Source organism: Deltaproteobacteria bacterium (genome assembly GCA_016875395.1).
Lineage (GTDB): Bacteria > Myxococcota_A > UBA9160 > UBA9160 > UBA6930 > VGRF01.
Window position 1 is genome coordinate 1 of record VGRF01000001.1, and the last position, 18,152, is coordinate 18,152.

An 18,152-nucleotide genomic window follows, 5' to 3' on the forward strand; every position below is an offset into this window, starting at 1 on the left:
TCCGCCTCGCGCAGAATCTTCACCATCTGCTCTTCCGTAAACCGACTCTTCTTCATGGGGGCTTCCTTTCCGTCGGAAGCCATTCTCTCTCAAGAATCAGTCGGTCCGAGAATCGGCCAGCAGGTCACAATCGAGTTGGCAGAGCTTCGTTCATGGTGCTTACAGCGCTTCCGGAGCATCGGCTTACGCCCGCCTCACTGGCGCGGAAGTCGGAGCTGACAAGGAAGTTCGGCTCGCCGAGAACGTGCGTCATCAGCGGAAACGGGGACTCCGGGGGATGGGTACCGCCCCGGTTCCCACGATCCGCGCTGCCGAAGATGTCGGACAAGGCGTGGCTTCGCCTAATCACACGCGACGCGAATCGTTCGATTGGGAACCGCCGCGGGAGCGGAAGTGCCTTCGATGAGCCCGTGCGATTCCACGACATCGCGATCGCATTGGACGAGGCCGCAAAGCGAGAGCCCGCACGATTCGGCCGGCTGATGCTCCAGCTTCCGCCCGGAACACCCTCGAGAATTCTGGGCTCCATTCTTGCGGGCTTTGAACAAGAATCTCGACCTGAGGGCACCGACGCACCGACCAACTGGGAACCGGCGCCAGCCGATCTTGTCGAAGAGGTTCTGGGTCGATTCGAAGTGATCGATGACGCCGAGGCGGCCCGTCGGTTCTGCTGGCTGATCGCGAAGTTCCCTGAGAACAGATGGTCAGACTCGGCTCTGAGCAAGCTGAGCCGATGTGCTCGCGAACATTCGGATCCAGATCCTCGAATCCTCCCGATTCACGAATCTGGCGAGACGATTGACAACCCTTCGGCGCGCACGCTTGAGAATGGCGCGATCAATTGCGTGCGCGGTGTCGCCGCGCGGGCGATTGAGTCTGTCCTCTTCCAAGACCCCAGACGCTTCCCCGAGTTGGAGTCAGCGCTTCGGTCTCTGGTGGACGACCCATCCCCAGTCGTTCGATGTGCCGCGATTGGTGCATGCCGGGCCGTGCTGAACATTGATCGTGCGCTCGCGATGGATCTGTTCCGAAGGGCGGTTTCGAACACAGTGCCATCAGTGCTTTGTGTTCGCGCGGCGGAGCTCTTCATGCGCTTCGCCGTCTTCAACCGGCTCCCACACGCGGCTTCATTGGCGCGACGAATGGTGCAATCCGAAGTCTCTGGCTTGTGCCGAGCAGGAACGAGGAGAGCTGTGGCGGAGGTACTCCTCCATCCGAGAAGCCCCAACGCGTTTTCTCGCCCTGGCCCAACAGACTGGTTCACGTCGGGCTCGCTCCGAGGAGTGGTGGCTCGAGCGCAGGCGTGGTTCGCCTCGTGCGTGGTGTCCTTCGGCGATAGGCGTCAGACGATCGCGACCGCACGGGAGTGGAAACACCCCGGCCGAGTCTTTGCCGCTGTGGACCTCTTGGCGCTGTACCACTCGGGAGTTTCCTCACCCTGGTCCTCCGAAGAGCGTCGAAACGGGGCTGCGGAGGTCGCATCGGGTTCTGCCAACGATCCCAAGTACTTCGACGAGTGCCTTGAGATCCTCCGAGTCGCATTGAACGACGGCTCAAAGGAAGTTCGTCGGACGGCACTCGGGGTGTTTCGCCTTGAGGGACTACTCGAGATGCGGGAAGCGGCGGTCGCCTTCAACGCTGGCGTGCACTCTCGTGCCTTCCGAGATGACCCGTCGCCACTGCTTTGGGCACTCAGGGAGCACAAGGGCCCTCTGGCCCCGTTTGCGGACTCGGTGCTCGCTGTGTGCGACGTGTTCACCCAGGATCTCGCCGCCGAGTCGAGGGATCTGAGAACGTCCATCTCCGGCGACGCGCACTTCGTCCCAGACCTTCTTCTGAGGCTTTATGCGGAAGCGGATGGAAGGCCCGAACTGCGGCGCGCATGTCTAGATCGGTGCGATGCGATGCTTCGATCCCGAATGGGCAGACTGGGGGATGCCCTTGAGAAGGTCGACCAGCGTTGACGTGCGCGGTCCTGCTTCCCCGCCGCTTCCCCGCTCCCAGAACGCTGTCTCCGCGACGCGGCTAAGTGCCTGAAATCGCCGGAGCCGATGGCCGGATTCGAACCGGCGACCTGCTGATTACGAATCAGCTGCTCTACCAGCTGAGCTACATCGGCTTGAGGTCGCGGAGACCGCGAAGGCCGCGCACCGTAGCCGCTGGGTTCCGCGGCAGCGAGGGCGCGTGGCCCGTTTCGGCGGGCAAGCGGCGAACCTGAGCGGATCGCCGCGGCGCCGCGGGAGTGAGCGGGGTCGCTGCGCGTCCCAACGCGCAGCCGGTACCCGCGAGATGCAGGGTCGGCCCCCGCCTCCCCGCCCCGACCCGGAACGCAGGTCTGCAAGTCCGCGCCTCGGCGGGGTCGCGCCGCCTGCCGAGGGACTCGGACCGCGGATCAACGCGCAAGCAGGCTCTCGGTGCCGCCCCGAACTGCTCCCGCGCTCGCCGCTACGTTGCGCCGCCATGTCCTCCATCGCGGCGTCTTCTCCTGCGCGCACGATCTGGCTCGACGGCGCGCTCGTGCCTTGGGAGGCGGCGCGCGTGCACGTGCTCGCGCAGTCGCTCGCGCGCGGCTCGCTGATCTTCGACTACATGAGCGTGCACGAGACGCCGCGCGGCGCGGCGATCTTCCGGCTCACGGACCACGTCGAGCGCTTCGTGACGAGCGCTCGGCTCGTGGGCTTGCCGCTCGCGCTAGGCGCGGCGGAGCTGCGCGAGGCGTGCAAGGCGGCGGTGCGCGCGAACCCCGGTGCGAAGGTGGTGAAGCTGAACGGGTATCTCGCCTCGGAAGAGGTGGACGTGGTGCCCGCGGACGAGCGGGTGAGCGTGGCGGCGCTCGCCTACGACCCATGGGCCGACGTGTTGTTACGGAAAGCGAATCCGCCCGCGCGCCCGCCGAAGGCGGTGCGGCTGTGGGTGGAGAAGGAGATTCGCCAGCGCCGTGCGGACATGCTGCATCCCCACGCGAAGGTCGCGGGCAACTACACCGCGGCGATGATCGCGAAGTGGCGCGCGCGCAAGGCTGGCTACGACGAGATCGTGCTGCTGAACGAGCGCGGCGAGCTCACGGAGACGCCCACCGCGAACTTCTTCCTGGTCGACGCCGCGGGCGTGCTGCGCACGGCGCCCGACACCGACGTGTTGTTGGGCGTGACGCGCCGCTCGGTCCTCGAGCTCGCGCGCGCCGAGGGCGTGAAGACGAGTCTCGAGCCGATCCCGGCCGCGGCGCTCGCGACGGCCTCCGAGGCGTTTCTCACCGGCACGAGCGCGGGCGTGTGGCCGGTGGAGAGCGCCGATGGGCGCGCGGTCGGGCGCGAGTGCCCCGGCCCCGTGACGCGCGCACTCCGCGAGCGCTTCGCGCGCGCCGCATCGGGCACGGATCCCGCCTTCGCGCACTGGCTCGAGCTCGTCGCGGAGTGAGCGCGCGCCTGCGCGTGCTGTTCGTGTGCGGACGCGCTCGCTCCCGCAGCTTCACTGCGGCGCGCATCTTCGCGCGCGATCCGCGCATGCAGGTGCGTGCGGTCGGCGTGCACGCCAGCGCGGCGCGCGTGGTCTCCGCGAGCGACATCGCGTGTGCGAGCGCGATCTGTGTGATGGAGCGCTCGCAGCAGCGCGCACTCGAGGGGCGCTTCCGCGACGAGCTGCGCGGCAAGCGCGTCCACGTGCTCGAGATCGCCGACGACTACGCGCCGATGGAGCCCGAGCTCGTGGAGTTGTTACGGGAGAGTGTGCCGCCGCTGCTCGGTCTGGCCTGAGCTCGCGCCGCTCAGCTCTGGAACGTGTCGCAAGCGTTCGGGTCGCCGCTCTGGTAGCCGCGCTGGAACCACTCCATGCGCTGCTCCGCAGAGCCGTGCGTGAACGCCTCGGGCCGCACTGCGCTGCCGGACATCTCCTGGATGCGGTCGTCGCCGACCGCCGCCGCAGCGCCGAGCCCTTCTTGCAGGTCGCCGCGCTCGAGGATGTCGCGCCGCGCGGTCGAGTGCGCCCACACGCCGGCGTAACAGTCGGCCTGTAGCTCGAGGCGCACGCTGAGCGCGTTCTCGTGCTCGGGGTTCGCGCGCTGGAGCTGGCGCACCTTGCGCTCGGTGCCCGTCACGTTCTGCACGTGGTGCCCGATCTCGTGCGCGAGCACGTAAGCCTGCGCGAAGTCACCGGGCGCCCCGAAGCGGCGCGAGAGCTCGTCGAAGAAGCCGAGGTCGATGTAGACGCGCTCGTCGGCGGGGCAATAGAACGGACCCATCGCGGCCTGTGCGCCGCCGCAGCCAGAGTGCACGGCATCGCGGAACAGCACGAGTCTCGCGTCGCGGTAGTTAGGGAGCAGCCGCTGCCAGGCGGCCTGCGAGTCGTCGAGCACGAACGACATGAAGTCGGCGCGCTCGGCCTCTGCCGCGCTCTCCTGCACGGGAGCCATCGCGACCTCGGCGCTCGGATCCAGCGGCAGCTGCCCGCCGCCCGAGTCCATCGCGCCGAGCAGCGTGAGCGGGTTCTGGCCGGTGAAGTACGCGATCGCGAGCAGCAGCACGATGCCGCCGAGGCCCATGCGTCCGCCGCGTCCGCCCGGCAGCGGCAGCCTTCCGCCCCCGAGTCCTGCCCTTTGCCCGCGCCGGTCTTCGAGGTTCTCGCTGCGCTGGCCTCGGGTCCACTTCATGTCCGTGCCCTCCCACCGAACACCGTATTTCATCGCGGCGCGCACGCGTGCTCGCATTGCGACGCTCGGACGCTGCGGCGATGCTGCCGCGCCATGCGAGTTCTCAGCGGGATCCAGCCCTCCGGCACGCCGCACTTCGGCAACTACTTCGGCGCGATTCGCCAGCACGTCGCGCTGCAAGATCGCGGCGAGAGCATCTACTTCGTCGCGGACTACCACTCGATGACGTCGCTGCGCGACGCCGCGGCGCGCCGCAGCAACGTGAACGACTTGGTGCTCGATTACCTCGCGTGCGGCCTCGATCCGAAGCGCGCCGTCTTCTACCGGCAGTCGGACATGCCCGAGACGTGCGAGCTCACCTGGCTGCTCACGACCGTCACGCCGATGGGCCTGCTCGAGCGCGCCACGTCCTACAAGGACAAGACCGCGCAGGGCCTCGCGTCGGATCACGGGCTCTTCGCCTACCCGGTGCTGCAAGCGGCCGACATCCTGCAGTTCAACTCCGATCTCGTGCCGGTCGGCCAGGACCAGAAACAGCACATCGAGATGGCGCGCGACATCGCGACGAAGTTCAACAACAGCTACGGGCGCGAGGTGTTCAAGCTGCCGGACCCGATGATCGTCGAGGAAGTCGCGGTCGTGCCGGGCGTCGACGGGCGCAAGATGTCGAAGTCGTACGACAACGCGCTCTGCATGTTCTGGCCGGAGAAGCAGCTGCGGAAGGCGATCATGGGAATCGTTACGGACTCGTCGCCCGTGGAGGCGCCGAAGAACACCGCGCAGACGCTGTTCCAGCTGTGGTCGCTGTTCGCGACGAAGGAGGAGCGCGCGGCGCTGTTCGCGCGCGCGGCGGCGGGCGGCATGGGCTACGGCGAGGTGAAGAAGGATCTCGCCGACCGCGCGCTCGCGTACTTCGCGCCGATGCGCGAGCACCGCCTCGAGCTGGCGCAGCAGAAGGGCCTCGTCGAGGACGTGCTGGCCGACGGCGTGAAGCGCGCGCGCGTGCTTGCGGCGCCGGTGTTCGAAGCGGCGCGCGAAGCCGCGGGCGTGGGGCGCCCGAAGTAGCCGCTACTTCTTCGCCGCGCCCGCGATCGCGCGCAGGCGCTGCGCGACTTGCTCCGCCGTTCCGGGCCGGTCGCTCGGCGACTTGGCCATCATCTGCAGGATCAAGTTCGCCATCGCCTCGGGCACCTCGACGCCGAGGCTGCGCGGATCGGGCGCGGGTGTGTGCCTGTGGTGATAGGTGACGTCGCCGGTCTCGAACGGGCGGCGGCCCGTCACGAGCTCGAAGAGCGTGACGCCGAACGCGTAGATGTCGGCGCGGCCGTCGACTTGGTCGCCCGCGGCTTGCTCGGGCGCCATGTAGTAAGGCGTGCCGCCGATCACCGTCGTCGAGCGGCGCACTTCTTCGAGCATCTTCGCGAGGCCGAAGTCCATGATCTTCACGATGCGGTCTTCGGTGAGGAAGAGGTTCGAGGTCTTGATGTCGCGGTGCACGATGCGCTGGTTGTGCGCGTAGCCGAGGCCCGCCGCGACCTGCATGGCGATGCGCGCCGCGTCGCGCGCGGCGAGTCGGCCGTGCTGCTTCACCACCTGCGCGAGCGTGCGGCCGACCATCAGCTCCATCGTGATGAAGTAGATGCCCGCTTCTTCGTCGACATCGTGCAGCGTGACGATGTTCGGATGATTGAGCGCCGCCGCAGCCCGCGCCTCGCGCAAGAACAGGTCCACCGCCTTGGGGTGATCCTTCAAGTTGTCGGGGAGACGTTTCAGCGCGACGTCGCGGCCGAGGCGGCGGTCGTGCGCGCGCAGCACGATGCCCATGCCGCCTGCGCCGATCTCTTCGCGCAGCTCGTAGCGCGAGGTCTCGCCGAACGCGCTGCGGTAGGTCTGCGTCGCCGCCGAGCCTTCGCGCCGCGCGCTCGACAGCTCCTTGCGCAGCTCCTCGATCCGGGTCGTCAGGCCCGGATGCTCCGGCGCGCGCTGCTGGAGCTCCATCAGCACTTCGATCGCGCGCTCGATGCGGCCCGCCCGGGCGAGCAGGTTGCCGTACCACACGTACGTCTCGGCGTCGGCCTCTTCGGGGCGCGAGAACGTCACGGCCTCCTCGGCCTTTTGCATCGCGAGCTCGTGCTTGCCCTGCTCGCTGTAGATGGCGGCGAGCTTGCGGCATGCCGTCAGATAGTTCGCGTTGCGGCTGTCGATCTGCTGGAGGTTGCGAATCGCACGGGTCGCCTCGCCGCGCTTCTGCGCGATCTCGCCGGCCTCGAAGAAGTCGCCTTTCTTCTCGAGCGCGTCGAGCAGCTTCGCCTCGTCGCCCGCCTCGCGATAACAAACGCTCGCCGCCTCGTAGTCGCCCGCCTGCTCGTAGGCCCCGCCTGCGCGCGCGAGGTCGCCGCTGGCGTTGTACATCTCGGCGGCGCGCGCGAGATCGCCCGCGCGCTCGAACAGCGCGGCGGCCTTCGTGAGCTCGCCCGCTTCGGCGCGCAGCTCCGCCGCTTCGAGCCAGCGCCCCGCAGCTTCGAAGCGCTCGGCGGATTTCCCGACCGAGCGGCGGCTCTGGTAGAAGCGGCCCGCAAGCACGGCCGCGCGCTCGCGCTGTCCGACCTTTTCGAGCGCCGCAGCCGCGACCGAGAGGTCGCCGCGCAGGAACGGCTCGACCGCGGCTTCGCAGCCGTGGAAGGTGAGACCCGCGGCGTCGTCGAGGTCGACCTCGATCGCGAGCGGCGCGATGCGCTCGATCTTCAGGTTGCGCTCGGCGGCGCGGTCCTCGGCGCCGATCAGGATCGTGTGGGCGCCGATCGGCAATGAGAGGCGCAGTGCGCCCTCGCGCGCGCGCTTCAGCGAAGTCGGGTCGCCGCTAAGCGCGATGCGCGCGTTCGCAACGAGCGTGCCGCCGCGTACGACGCGCACGTCGACGGGGCTCGCCTCGGGGCGCAGGTCGAACTCCGCACGCGCTGCGCGGCCCTTCTCGACCACGACCTCGAGGTCGTCGCGCACGCCTTCTTTGGAGGCGCCGCTCTCGACCACGCCTTCGACCGTCACCCAATAACTGCCGGCCGGGATGCCGCGGAAGTGCGTCTCGCGCGCGACCATGTTGTGCTCGAAGCGGCTCGAGGCGCGCGCTGCGAGCTGCGCGTCCGCGCGCGGCGGCGGGCGCTGCCGCTCGCGCTCGCGCGCGAGGCGCACCGAGAGCGTGGCGCGCGCGCCTTCGGGCAGCTCGATCGCGACGGCAAGATCGCCATTGCCGCGCAGCACGCGCCGTAACAAGAGCGCGCCCGCAGCGAGAACGATCAGCGCGGCGCCAGCGAGCGCGTGGTTCAGCGTGAGAGCGGGCGGCTGCGGCGCGGCCTTCGGCGCAGGCGGCGCCGCTGCGCGCGCAGCGCGCGTGCGTTCGGCTTCGCGCGTCTCGTCGGTCGGAGAGAGCGGGGCGGGCAGCGCTTCGCTCGCGCTCGCCGCGCTCTCACTCGCAGCCTGGGCCGGCTCTGGCGTGGGACTCGGAGGCGTGGGCTTCCCGGTGGCGCGCTCCGCCGCGATCGCCTCCGAGAGCTCTGCGTAGAGCGCGCGGTCGTTCGGCATCAGGTCGACCGCGTCGCGCAGCGCTTTGCGCGCTGCGAAGAGCTGGCCCCGCTTGCGATACAAGCGCGCGGATGCGCGCAGCTCGCGCACCCAGTCGGGCCCCGGTACACGATCGGGATTCAGCACGCGCAGCGAGCCGAGCGCATCGCCCGCCGCGAGCAGCGCCTCGCCGTACGCGACGCGCGCCGCGTCGTCCTGCGGATTCGCCGCGAGCGCAGCTTCGAGGCGCGCGAGCTCGTCGGGCGTCGGGACTTGTTGTGCGAGCGCCGCACTCGCTGCGCACAGCAGCGCGCACGCGATCAGCAATCGCGCGGCGAAACGACGGAGCTCGCAGGCCGTCAGCATCCACGCCGCATCGGCCAGGCGCGCGCGGCAATTGAGGCGCACTTCGCCGCAGCTCCCGCGCAGCGGATCGGCAGCAGAGCGCTGCTAGAGCACCACGCCCAGCTGCCGCGAGTGAGCGAGCAGGCGCCCGTCGCGACTCCAGAGCTCGCCGTCTTCTTCGAGGAACCCGCCGCTGACCTCGCGCGTGCGGAACATCGCGAGCACGAAGTCGGCGGGCAGCGGCAGCGCGGCGCGGATGTGCACCGTGAGGTCCACGGTGGGCACGCCGCCGAGCGCCATTGGCAGCTCGGTCGATGCGAACACCGCCGGCGGCCACGCGTCCGCCAGCGCGGCGAGCAGCGTTCCGTCGATCGGGCGCTGGCCCTCGGCGAGGCGAATCCAGCCACCTGTTAGGGCCTCGCGCCCGCGCGCGCCTTCGAAGTAGCGCGGGCCGATCGCCCAGCGCTGCTCGTAGCGCTCGTGAATCGTGACCTTGGGATCGCGCCGCGGCTCGAGCGCCTCGGGCGGTGCCACCTCGGGCATCGCCGCGTGACGCATCTCAGGCGTCGTGCGCGGCTTCGAGAACGCCGCGAGCGCGAGCGCCTGCAGCGAGTCGCCCTGCAGGAGCCGCGCGCTCAGCGTGGTGAGCGAGCCGCCCACGCGCTCGACGCGCGTCTCGACTCGCGCGGCGCCCTCCCGGGGCGGGCGGACATAATGGATCGTGACGGAGCGCAGCTGGCGCGCGGGATCGGCGACGGCCTGCTCCATCGCGCGCACGAGCAGCGCCGCGACGTAGCCGCCGTTCGGCCCGCGCGCGACCCACCAGCCGCGGTCGACGCGCGCGTCGTAGACGCCGGGCGCCACGAGCGTGCAAGCGGTGTCGCGATCGAAGCGTGAGGGCTCGTGGCTCATGGGGCCGCGCAGAGTAGGCGCACGCGGCGTGATTTCGAGTCGCGCGCGCCGGCGCGCACTTATGCTGCGCGCGTTCGGGAGGGCACGTGACGGCGAGAACGCGCGCGGAGCTGGCGCTGCTCGGCGTCACGCTGAGCTGGGGCGGCTCGTTCCTGGTCGTGAAGGACACGCTCGCGACGCTCGGGCCGTTCACGCTGATCGCGCTGCGCTTCGCGCTCGCAGCCGCCGCACTCGCGCTCGTGTTCGGGCGCGCCGCGTTCGCGCTCGGGGCGGACGTGCGCGGGCGCTCGAACCTGCGCACGGCAGCCGCAATCGGTGGCTTGCTCTTCGCGGGCTTCGCACTCCAGACCGCGGGCCTCACGACGACGACGCCCGCGCGCTCGGGCTTCATCACCGCGACCTACGTCGGCATGGTTCCGCTGCTCAGCCGCGTGCTGTTCGGGCGGCGCCTCGGTGCGCGAACGCTCGCGTCGATCGCCGGTGCGCTCGCGGGGTTGTTTCTGCTCACGGATCCGCGCGGGGCCGGCGTGAACGCCGGCGACTGGCTCACGCTGCTGTCGGCCCTCGCCTTCGCCGCGCACCTGATCGCGATCGAGCGCTATGGCCTCGGCATCTCGGCGCGTGCGCTCTCGCTCGCACAAATGGCGACGGTCGCGCTCGCCGCTGCGCCGCTCGCCTTCGCGCTCGAAGGCGCCTCGCCCCAGCTGAGCGCGCGCTCGCTCGGAGCGATCGCGTACCTCGGGCTCGCGTGCAGCGCGCTCGGCTTCCTCGCACAGACGTGGGCGCAGCGGCACACCACGGCGACCCGCGCAGGGCTGATCTTCTCGCTCGAGTCGCTGTTCGCCGCGCTGCTCTCGGTCGCCGTCGGCGCCGAGTCCATAACAATCTGGCAATGGGCGGGCGGGCTCTTGTTGGTCGCGGGGGTGATCGTGGGAGAGAGCGAACCGCCCTCCCTGGAGCAGAATCGCGGCCTCGGCGTCTGACGCTCGCGTCGTGTGCGTTCCCGTGCGCTGATGTCCGCTCACGGTCGATCGCTTGCGCCGAGCTGGCGCAGACGTTCGCCGGCCACCATCGCCATTGCGGCTTGCAGGTTGTAGGAGGGGATGAAGCCGCGCATCGGGATGCGCAGCGCGCCATCGCAAGCGGCGACCACCTCGCTCGGAATGCCATCGCGCTCACCGCCGACGACCAAGAGCAAGCGCCCGGTCAGGTCTTCCTCCCACGGTGCGTGCGTGCCGACGTCTTCGATCGCGAGCACGCGGCGGCCCGCAGCCTTCGCGAGCGCGACGACCTCGAGCGCGGGCAGCCAGTGCACGGGGAAGAAGCGATCCGCGCGCATCGAGGCGCGCAGCGCCTCGCGCTTGCCTTCGTGCGCGAAGCCCGAGTCGACGAATGCGCACGCGGCGCCCGAGACTTCGGCGAGGCGAATCGCGAAGCCGGTGTTGCCGGGGTATGCGACGCCGACGAGCAGCCACGCCACACCGCCGCCCGCGAGCGCCTCGGCGGGCCGCGCGTTCGGGTCGGGCCCGATCACGGCCATCACCTCGGGTGCGGGCGAGCACTTGCCGAGGCGCCAGAGCGACTGCGCGCTCGTCTCGCGCAGCGCGATGCCCGCGGCGCGCACGCGCTCGAGCACCGCGCGCGTTTCGGGCAGCTGCGGCGTGGCGGCGTGCAGAACGAGGCGCACGGGCTCGCCCGCATCGAGCGCAGCGGCGAGCTCCGCCGCGCCCGCGACCTGCCTGCGAGCGGGCTCGCTCACGCGCGGCGCCACGACAAGTACGCGTTCGAGATGCCGCCGGCGCCGTCGGAATCGAAGCGCTCGGCGAGCGGCAGGCCCGCTGCGTGCTCCAGCCGCGCGAGCTCGGCGTCGTCAGCGAAGTGCGAGAAGCGGAACACGGAGTCGTCCGTGTCGAAGCGCAACAGGCGATCGCCCGGCTCGAGCTCGCGCTCGTCGATCCCCGCGCGCGACCACGGGACGCGCCGTGCGGCGCTCTCGTCGCCGGTCGTGCGCCAGAACGCGACGCTGAGCGTGCCGCCCGGCGCGAGCCGCTCCGCGAGCGCGCGCACGAGCGCCGCGCGCGCCGCCTCGCCGGGCACGTGGTGGATCACGCCGAACATGCCGATCAGGTCGAACGGGCCGCGCGGAATGTCGTGAGGCGCCTCGATCACGTCCATGCGCGCGAACTGCGCGCCCTCGATCAGGTCGTTGCGAGTGCGCGCGAGCGCGATCAGCTCCGCGCTCGCGTCGACGCCCTGATAACTCGCTCGCGCGCCGCGCTCGCGCAGCAGCTGCGCGAAGCGCCCGTGCCCACAGCCCACGTCGAGGATCGCGCGCGGCGCCGGCACCGCGTCGAGCACGCGCCGCATCCCCGGCCACGGGCGGTCGCGCTTCGACGCGAAGAGTCGGGCGTGGCGCCGGTAGAATTCCTCGTTGATGCGGGCCAGAGCCCGCGCGGTCTCGGGAGTCATGAGCGCGCGCAGCATACAAGCCACATCGGACGAGAAGCTGCGCGCGATCATCGCGGAGGCGATCGCCGCCGAGTCGCTCGGCGCGCGCGCGCTCGATCGCATCCTGCGCCGCCACCCCAAGGACGGGCGCGGCTTCTACACGAAGCGCGAGGTGCTCGCGGCGTTTCGCGCGAGCGCGAGCGAGTGGCCGCTCGCGGAGAGCGCGTTCGCGGAGAAGCTGCGCACGACGCCGACGCGGACGCTCTCCGGCGTCGCGCCGGTCGCGGTGCTGACGAAGCCGTTTCCGTGCCCCGGCCGCTGCGTGTTCTGCCCGAGCGACGTGCGCATGCCCAAGAGCTACCTCGCGAACGAGCCCGGCTGTCAGCGCGCGCAGGCGAATCGCTTCGATCCCTATCTGCAAGCCTGGAATCGCCTCGCCGCGTTTCGCGCGATGGGCCACTCCACGGCCAAGGTCGAGCTGATCGTGCTCGGCGGAACGTGGTCGTTCTATCCCGAGAGTTATCAGGTGTGGTTCGCGACGCGCCTGTTCGACGCGCTGAACGATTTCGGCGCAGGCGTCGACCGCCGCGACGAGATCGCAGCGTTCGCGCCGGACTTCGCGAGCTTGGCGCTCGGCTCGCGCGGCTACGACGCGACGGTTGCCGCGCATCTGCGCGCAGGCGACGGCGAGCTCGTGCCCGCGAGCGAGCGCGGCGAATGGTCCGCGCTCGCGGCCGCGCAGCGTGCGAACGAGCGCGCCGGCGCGCGCTGCGTCGGCCTCGCGCTCGAGACGCGGCCCGACCACGTCACGCGCGACGAAGTGCTGCGCCTACGCCGCCTCGGTGCGACGAAGGTGCAGCTCGGCATCCAGTCGCTCGACGACGCCGTGCTCGCGGCGAACCAGCGCGGCCACGACATCGCCGCGACGCGCGAGGCGATCGCGCTGCTGCGCGGCGCCGGCTTCAAGGTCCACGCGCACTGGATGGCGAATCTGTTGGGTGCAACTCCGGCGAGCGACCGCGCCGACTTCGCGCGCCTCTTCGACGACCCCGCGATCCGCCCCGACGAGCTGAAGCTCTACCCGTGCAGCCTCGTCGAGACCGCCGAGCTCGTTCACCACCACGCCCGCGGCGAGTGGCGCGCATACACGCGCGAAGAGCTGCTGCCGCTCGTCGCCGACTGCCTCGCCGCGATTCCGCGCTGGTGCCGCGCGACACGCGTCATTCGCGACATTCCCTCGCAAGACATCGTGACCGGGAGCAAGGAGACGAACCTGCGCGAAGCCGCCGAGGCGCTGCTGCGCGAGCGCGGCACGGCGCTGCAAGAGATCCGCGCGCGCGAAGTCCGCAACACCGCCCGCGACGACGCGCCGCTCACGCTGCGCGAGACCCGCTACGCGACGAGCATCGGCGACGAGATCTTCCTCGAGCTCACAACGACCGACGACCGCATCGCCGCCTTCGCGCGCGTGTCACACCCAAGGGCTGGTTCGACGCAACACGCGCCGATCGCCGAGCTGCACGGAGCCGCGCTGCTCCGCGAGGTTCACGTCTACGGCGCCGCCGCCGGCTTCAACGAGCGAGCCGCGAACAAAGCGCAGCACGCCGGCCTCGGCGCAAAACTCGTGAAGCGCGCGGCGGCAATCGCTCGCGACACGGGCTTCGCGCGCCTCTCGGTCATCTCCGCCGTGGGCACGCGCGACTGGTACCGCCGCCAACACTTCACAGACGGCGACCTCTACCAACACCTCGCGCTCTGAGAGCGGCGAGTCTTCGACGCCGCTCCGTCTCGACTCAGAAAGTCGGGAAAGCGCGCCTCGACGGCGCGCCTTCCCGACCCCACCTCCACAAGACGCACTTCGAGCCCTACGGCCTCGATCTGCGCCCGCCGGAGGCGGAGAGCGGCCCCAGGCCGAGGAGGAACAGATGGCCGCCGCAGGCCTGGGGCCGCTGGAGCCGCCGGCGGCCTCGGCGCCACGGCGCGTACGCAACCAACTCGCTCGTAACAACTCGCTAGCTCGGTCGCCGAAACTCCAGCGCCTCCCCGGAGAGCCGCGCATCCGCCACGATCTTCGCGCCCTCCGCGAACTCGCCCTCGAGGATCTTCATCGCGAGCGGGTCCTGCACCAGCCGCTGGATCACGCGCTTCAGCGGCCGCGCGCCGTAGTGCGGGTCGTATCCCTTCTCGGCGAGCAGCTGCTTCGCCTCCTCCGTCAGCTCCAGCTCGATGCGCCGGTCCGCGAGCATCTTGCGCACGCGCGCGAGCTGAATCTCGACGATGCGGTCGAGATGCTTGCGCTCGAGCTGGTGATAGATCACGACGTCGTCGACGCGGTTCAGGAACTCCGGCTTGAAGTGCGCGCGCAGCGCCTCCATCACGCGCGTCTCGATCTCCTCGTGCCTGCTCGCCTCCACGATGAACTGGCTGCCGATGTTCGAGGTCATGATCAGGACGACGTTCTTGAAGTCGACCGTGCGCCCTTGGCCATCCGTCAGGCGGCCGTCGTCGAGGATCTGCAGCAGCACGTTGAACACGTCGGGGTGCGCCTTCTCGATCTCGTCGAAGAGCACGACGCTGTACGGGCGCCGGCGCACGGCTTCCGTCAGGTAGCCGCCCTCGTCGTAGCCGACGTAGCCGGGAGGCGCGCCGATCAAGCGGGACACGGAGTGCTTCTCCATGAACTCGCTCATGTCGATGCGCACCATCGCCTGCTCGTCGTCGAACAGGAACTCGGCGAGCGCGCGCGCCGTCTCGGTCTTTCCCACGCCCGTGGGCCCGAGGAAGATGAACGAGCCGATCGGGCGGTTGGGATCCTGCAGCCCCGCCCGCGCCCGGCGCACGGCATTGGCCACCAGCGAAAGCGGCTCGTCCTGGCCGACCACGCGGCGGCGCAGGTTGTCCTCCATGCGCAGCAGCTTCTCGTGCTCACCTTCGACCATCTTCGCGACCGGCACGCCGGTCCACTTCGAGACGATCTCGGCGATCTCCTCGGGCGTCACTTCCTCGGACAGCACCGAGCCTTGCTTCTGCAGCTCGGCGAGCTTCGCCTGCTCGGCATCGAGCTGCTTCTCGAGCTCCCGTAACAACCCGTACTGGATCTCCGCCGCGCGCTCGAGGTTGCTCGCGCGCCTCGCGCGCTCCAGCTCGGCGGTGAGCGCCTCGCGCTTCTCCTTGATCTCGCGCACGCGCGCGATCGCGCTCTTCTCGTTGTCCCAGCGCGCCTTCAGCGCCGCGCTCTCGCCCTGCAGCTCGGCGATCTCGCCGCCGATCTTCGAGAGCCGTTCGCGGCTCGCGGCGTCGCTCTCCTTCTTCAGCGCCTCGCGCTCGATCTCGAGCTGCGTGCGCTTGCGCTCGATCTGATCAAGCTCCTCGGGCATCGAGTCGATCTGCACGCGCACGCGGCTCGCGGCCTCGTCCACGAGATCGATCGCCTTGTCGGGCAGGAAGCGCTCGGTGATGTACCGATTCGAGAGCGTCGCCGCGGCGACCAGCGCGGCGTCCGCGATGCGCACGCCGTGGTGCGTCTCGTAGCGATCCTTGAGCCCGCGCAGAATCGAGATCGTGTCCTCGACGCTCGGCTCTTCGACGAGCACGGGCTGGAAGCGGCGCTCGAGCGCGGCGTCCTTCTCGAGCTTCTTGCGGTACTCGTCGAGCGTCGTCGCGCCGACGCAGCGCAGCTCGCCGCGTGCGAGCGCGGGCTTCAGCATGTTCGCGGCGTCGGCGGCGCCTTCTGCCGCGCCCGCGCCGACGATCGTGTGCAGCTCGTCGATGAACAGCACGATCTCGCCCTGCGACTCCGCGACTTCGCGCAGCACGGCCTTCAGGCGATCCTCGAACTCGCCGCGGTACTTCGCGCCGGCGATCAGCGCGCCGATGTCGAGCGAGATGACGCGCTTGTTCATCAGCGACTCGGGCACGTCGCCCGCGACGATCCGGCGCGCCAGGCCCTCGACGATCGCGGTCTTGCCCACGCCGGGCTCGCCGATCAGCACGGGGTTGTTCTTCGTGCGGCGCGAGAGCACCTGCACCACGCGGCGGATCTCCTCGTCGCGGCCCACCACCGGATCGAGCTTTCCGGTGCGCGCGGCCTCGGTGAGATCGCGCCCGAACTTCGCGAGCGCCTGATACTTCGACTCGGGATCTTGGTCGGTGATGCGCGCGTTGCCGCGCACGCTCTCGAGCGCTTGCTCGATCGCCGCGCGCGTCGCGCCGGCTTCGCGCAGCGCCTTCGCGGTGTCGTCGCTCTTGTCGTCCGCGAGCGCCAATAACAAGTGCTCGGTCGAGACGTACTCGTCCTTGCGCTTGTCGGCCTCCTTGAAGGCGCCGTCGAGCGCGCGCTGGAGCGCGGGCGAGATGGTCGGCTGCGAGCCGCCCGTGACCTTCGGCAGCGCCGCGAGGCGCTTCTCCGCGTCGCTCTGCACGCGCTCCACCGCGACGCCGATCTTCTGCAGGATCGGCACCGTGCTGCCTTCGGGCTGCGCGACGAGTGCGCGCAGCAGATGCGCAGGCGTGATCTGCGAGTGACCGCGCGAGGTGGCGAGGCTCTGCGCCTCACTCAGGGCTTCTTGACTCTTGAGCGTGAGCTTTTCGAAACGCATGCCCGAGGCCTAATGACGACCTCGGCGCTGACAAGCTCGATTTGCGCTGACGGGCGGATTTGGCCGGCTGGCAGGGCGCGTGAGCTCCGCTGACGCTCGTCAGCGCGTGTCGCGCTTCAGCGTGATGAAGACTTCCTGCCGGCCGCGGCGCACCAGCAGCAGCGCGCCCTTCGGGTTCTTCAGCACGGACGTGCGGAACGCGGCGCTCGTCGCAACCGGCTCCTGGTTCACTTCGAGGATGAGATCGCGCGCGCGCAGCGTCGCCTTCTCGGCGGGGCTGCCCGGACGCACGCGAGTCACGACGACGCCCTTCGTGCCCGCTTCGAACCCGAGCTCCTGCGCGAGCTGTGGCGTCACGGTCTGCACCGAGAGCCCGTACTCGCCGCTCGGCTCGGCTTCGTCTCCGCCAGGCCCGAGCTCAGCTTCGTCGTCGAGCGCCAGCGCGCTCACCACGATGTCCGCGCTCATGCGCTTGCCCTTGCGCACGAACGTCACCTTCGAGCGCTGGCCCGGCGGCGTCGCGGCGACGAGCTGCGGCAGCTCGTCCATGTCTCTGATCTTCTTGCCGTTGAACTCGACGATCACGTCGCCGTGGCGGATACCCGCGCGCTCTGCCGGGCTGCCTTCCTCGACGTCGTTCACGAGCGCTCCGCTCGCGTCCGGCAGGCCCAACAGCTCGGCCGCATCCGCGTCGACGGGCTGGATCGTCACGCCCAGCTTGCCGCGCGAGACGCGGCCCTTGTTGCGCAGCTGCGGCAGCACCTGCTTGGCCATGTTCACCGGGATCGCGAAGCCGATGCCGATGTTGCGGTCGCTGGCGATCATCGTGTTGATGCCGACCACCTCGCCCGCGAGGTTCAAGAGCGGCCCGCCGGAGTTGCCGGGATTGATCGCGGCGTCGGTCTGGATGAAGTCCGAGTAGCGCGGGCCTTCCTGCGCGCGCGTGCGGCGGTGCTTCGCGCTCACGATGCCGGCCGTGACGGTGTTCTCGAGGCCGAGCGGATTGCCGATCGCGACGACCCAGTCGCCGATGCGCGTCTTGTCCGAGTCGCCGAGGGGCAGCGAGGTGAGCGACTTCTTCGCCTCGACCTTGAGCAGCGCCACATCCGTCGCCGGGTCACGGCCGATCACTTTCGCCGGGAGGGTCGTGCCGTCGAGGAACACCACGTCGATCTTGTCGAAGTTGTCGACGACGTGGTTGTTGGTGACGACGAAGCCGTCGGCGGAGATCACGAAGCCGCTGCCTTCTCCCGCGCGCGGCACGCCGCCGCCGAAGGGGAAGCCGAACATCTCCTCGATCGGGTTGCGCGGCCCGCGTCGCTCGTCGGCGGTGATCGTGCGCTCGGCCTGAATGCTCACGACGGCGGGCGCCACGCGCTCCGTCAGGTCGGCGAACGTGATCGGCGCGCCGCGAGGCGCAGCGGTGGGCGCCGGGGGAGGGCTGCCGCCCTCGCGCCAGAACGGCGCCGACGCCTGTTTGGGCTTGGCAGCGGCCTCGTTCTCGAGCAGGCCCGCGGCCTGGGCCACGTTCCCGCGCAGGTCGATCCGCACGTCGACGATGCCGGTCGCAACCAGCACGAACGCCGCCACCGGCAGCGAGATCACCATCGGAAGCAGCCAACGCTTCGCCTGCATGCCCTTGCCCT

The 18,152-nt window shown here is 70.1% G+C and carries 13 protein-coding genes and 1 tRNA gene; 6 read left to right on the forward strand and 8 right to left on the reverse strand.

Going from position 1 to position 18,152, the window contains the following annotated elements:
- The first annotated feature begins 1,322 nt into the window (after nucleotides 1–1,322).
- On the forward strand, nucleotides 1,323–1,964 hold the full coding sequence (locus FJ091_00005) for a hypothetical protein (protein ID MBM4381725.1): 642 nt from the start codon (nucleotides 1,323–1,325) through the stop codon (nucleotides 1,962–1,964).
- 82 nt (nucleotides 1,965–2,046) lie between these two features.
- Here FJ091_00005 and FJ091_00010 read toward each other — a convergent pair.
- Nucleotides 2,047–2,119: transfer RNA gene (locus FJ091_00010), tRNA-Thr, on the reverse strand.
- Between the two features lie 341 nt (nucleotides 2,120–2,460).
- Here FJ091_00010 and FJ091_00015 point away from each other — a divergent pair.
- Nucleotides 2,461–3,417, forward strand: a complete 957-nt coding sequence (locus tag FJ091_00015) for an aminotransferase class IV (GenBank protein MBM4381726.1) — start codon at nucleotides 2,461–2,463, stop codon at nucleotides 3,415–3,417.
- Nucleotides 3,414–3,752 carry a phosphotyrosine protein phosphatase gene (locus FJ091_00020; protein ID MBM4381727.1) on the forward strand — a complete coding sequence of 113 codons (339 nt, stop codon included), beginning with the start codon at nucleotides 3,414–3,416 and terminating at the stop codon, nucleotides 3,750–3,752. The genes FJ091_00015 and FJ091_00020 overlap by 4 nt, the downstream gene beginning before the upstream one ends.
- Before the next feature lie 11 nt (nucleotides 3,753–3,763).
- Here the strand turns inward: FJ091_00020 and FJ091_00025 are convergent, their stop codons facing one another.
- Complete coding sequence (locus tag FJ091_00025; protein MBM4381728.1) at nucleotides 3,764–4,645, reverse strand: zinc metallopeptidase; 882 nt, start codon at nucleotides 4,643–4,645, stop codon at nucleotides 3,764–3,766.
- Between the two features lie 93 nt (nucleotides 4,646–4,738).
- On the opposite strand from FJ091_00025, the gene trpS reads away from it, so the two are divergent.
- The gene (gene trpS / locus FJ091_00030) at nucleotides 4,739–5,710 is read left to right on the forward strand and encodes a tryptophan--tRNA ligase (protein MBM4381729.1); all 972 of its coding nucleotides are present in this window, start codon (nucleotides 4,739–4,741) and stop codon (nucleotides 5,708–5,710) included.
- Between the two features lie 3 nt (nucleotides 5,711–5,713).
- Here trpS and FJ091_00035 read toward each other — a convergent pair whose 3' ends face one another.
- Both FJ091_00035 and FJ091_00040 read right to left on the reverse strand, forming a co-directional pair.
- On the reverse strand, nucleotides 5,714–8,569 hold the full coding sequence (locus FJ091_00035; GenBank protein ID MBM4381730.1) for a protein kinase: 2,856 nt from the start codon (nucleotides 8,567–8,569) through the stop codon (nucleotides 5,714–5,716).
- A gap of 84 nt (nucleotides 8,570–8,653) precedes the next feature.
- Nucleotides 8,654–9,460: a thioesterase family protein gene (locus FJ091_00040; protein ID MBM4381731.1), complete on the reverse strand. Its 807-nt coding sequence runs from the start codon at nucleotides 9,458–9,460 to the stop codon at nucleotides 8,654–8,656.
- Nucleotides 9,461–9,546: 86 nt separating this feature from the next.
- Between FJ091_00040 and FJ091_00045 the strand changes: the two genes are divergently transcribed.
- Nucleotides 9,547–10,443, forward strand: a complete 897-nt coding sequence (locus tag FJ091_00045) for a DMT family transporter (GenBank protein MBM4381732.1) — start codon at nucleotides 9,547–9,549, stop codon at nucleotides 10,441–10,443.
- A 38-nt stretch (nucleotides 10,444–10,481) separates the two neighbouring features.
- Here the strand turns inward: FJ091_00045 and FJ091_00050 are convergent, their stop codons facing one another.
- Nucleotides 10,482–11,219 carry a hypothetical protein gene (locus FJ091_00050; GenBank protein ID MBM4381733.1) on the reverse strand — a complete coding sequence of 246 codons (738 nt, stop codon included), beginning with the start codon at nucleotides 11,217–11,219 and terminating at the stop codon, nucleotides 10,482–10,484.
- On the reverse strand, nucleotides 11,216–11,929 hold the full coding sequence (locus tag FJ091_00055; protein MBM4381734.1) for a class I SAM-dependent methyltransferase: 714 nt from the start codon (nucleotides 11,927–11,929) through the stop codon (nucleotides 11,216–11,218). Before FJ091_00055 ends, FJ091_00050 begins: the two co-directional genes overlap by 4 nt.
- Between FJ091_00055 and FJ091_00060 the strand changes: the two genes are divergently transcribed.
- A complete protein-coding gene (locus tag FJ091_00060; protein ID MBM4381735.1) occupies nucleotides 11,928–13,667 on the forward strand; it encodes a tRNA uridine(34) 5-carboxymethylaminomethyl modification radical SAM/GNAT enzyme Elp3 in 1,740 nt (579 codons plus the stop codon). The two genes, FJ091_00055 and FJ091_00060, sit on opposite strands and share 2 nt — an antisense overlap.
- 253 nt (nucleotides 13,668–13,920) lie before the next feature.
- On the opposite strand, the gene clpB is transcribed toward FJ091_00060, so the two are convergent.
- Both clpB and FJ091_00070 read right to left on the reverse strand, forming a co-directional pair.
- Nucleotides 13,921–16,506, reverse strand: coding sequence for an ATP-dependent chaperone ClpB (gene clpB / locus FJ091_00065; GenBank protein ID MBM4381736.1), 2,586 nt, complete (start codon nucleotides 16,504–16,506; stop codon nucleotides 13,921–13,923).
- Nucleotides 16,507–16,605: 99 nt separating this feature from the next.
- A complete protein-coding gene (locus FJ091_00070; protein MBM4381737.1) occupies nucleotides 16,606–18,141 on the reverse strand; it encodes a DegQ family serine endoprotease in 1,536 nt (511 codons plus the stop codon).
- Nucleotides 18,142–18,152 lie beyond the last annotated feature (11 nt).

Coding starts and splice junctions, on each gene's coding strand:
- FJ091_00070 (MBM4381737.1), bottom strand. CDS start 18,141: ATGCAGGCGAAGCGTTGGCTGCTTCCGATGGTGATCTCGCTGCCGGTG.
- FJ091_00035 (MBM4381730.1), bottom strand. CDS start 8,569: ATGCTGACGGCCTGCGAGCTCCGTCGTTTCGCCGCGCGATTGCTGATC.
- FJ091_00025 (MBM4381728.1), bottom strand. CDS start 4,645: ATGAAGTGGACCCGAGGCCAGCGCAGCGAGAACCTCGAAGACCGGCGC.
- FJ091_00040 (MBM4381731.1), bottom strand. CDS start 9,460: ATGAGCCACGAGCCCTCACGCTTCGATCGCGACACCGCTTGCACGCTC.
- trpS (MBM4381729.1), top strand. CDS start 4,739: ATGCGAGTTCTCAGCGGGATCCAGCCCTCCGGCACGCCGCACTTCGGC.
- FJ091_00055 (MBM4381734.1), bottom strand. CDS start 11,929: ATGACTCCCGAGACCGCGCGGGCTCTGGCCCGCATCAACGAGGAATTC.
- FJ091_00060 (MBM4381735.1), top strand. CDS start 11,928: ATGAGCGCGCGCAGCATACAAGCCACATCGGACGAGAAGCTGCGCGCG.
- clpB (MBM4381736.1), bottom strand. CDS start 16,506: ATGCGTTTCGAAAAGCTCACGCTCAAGAGTCAAGAAGCCCTGAGTGAG.
- FJ091_00015 (MBM4381726.1), top strand. CDS start 2,461: ATGTCCTCCATCGCGGCGTCTTCTCCTGCGCGCACGATCTGGCTCGAC.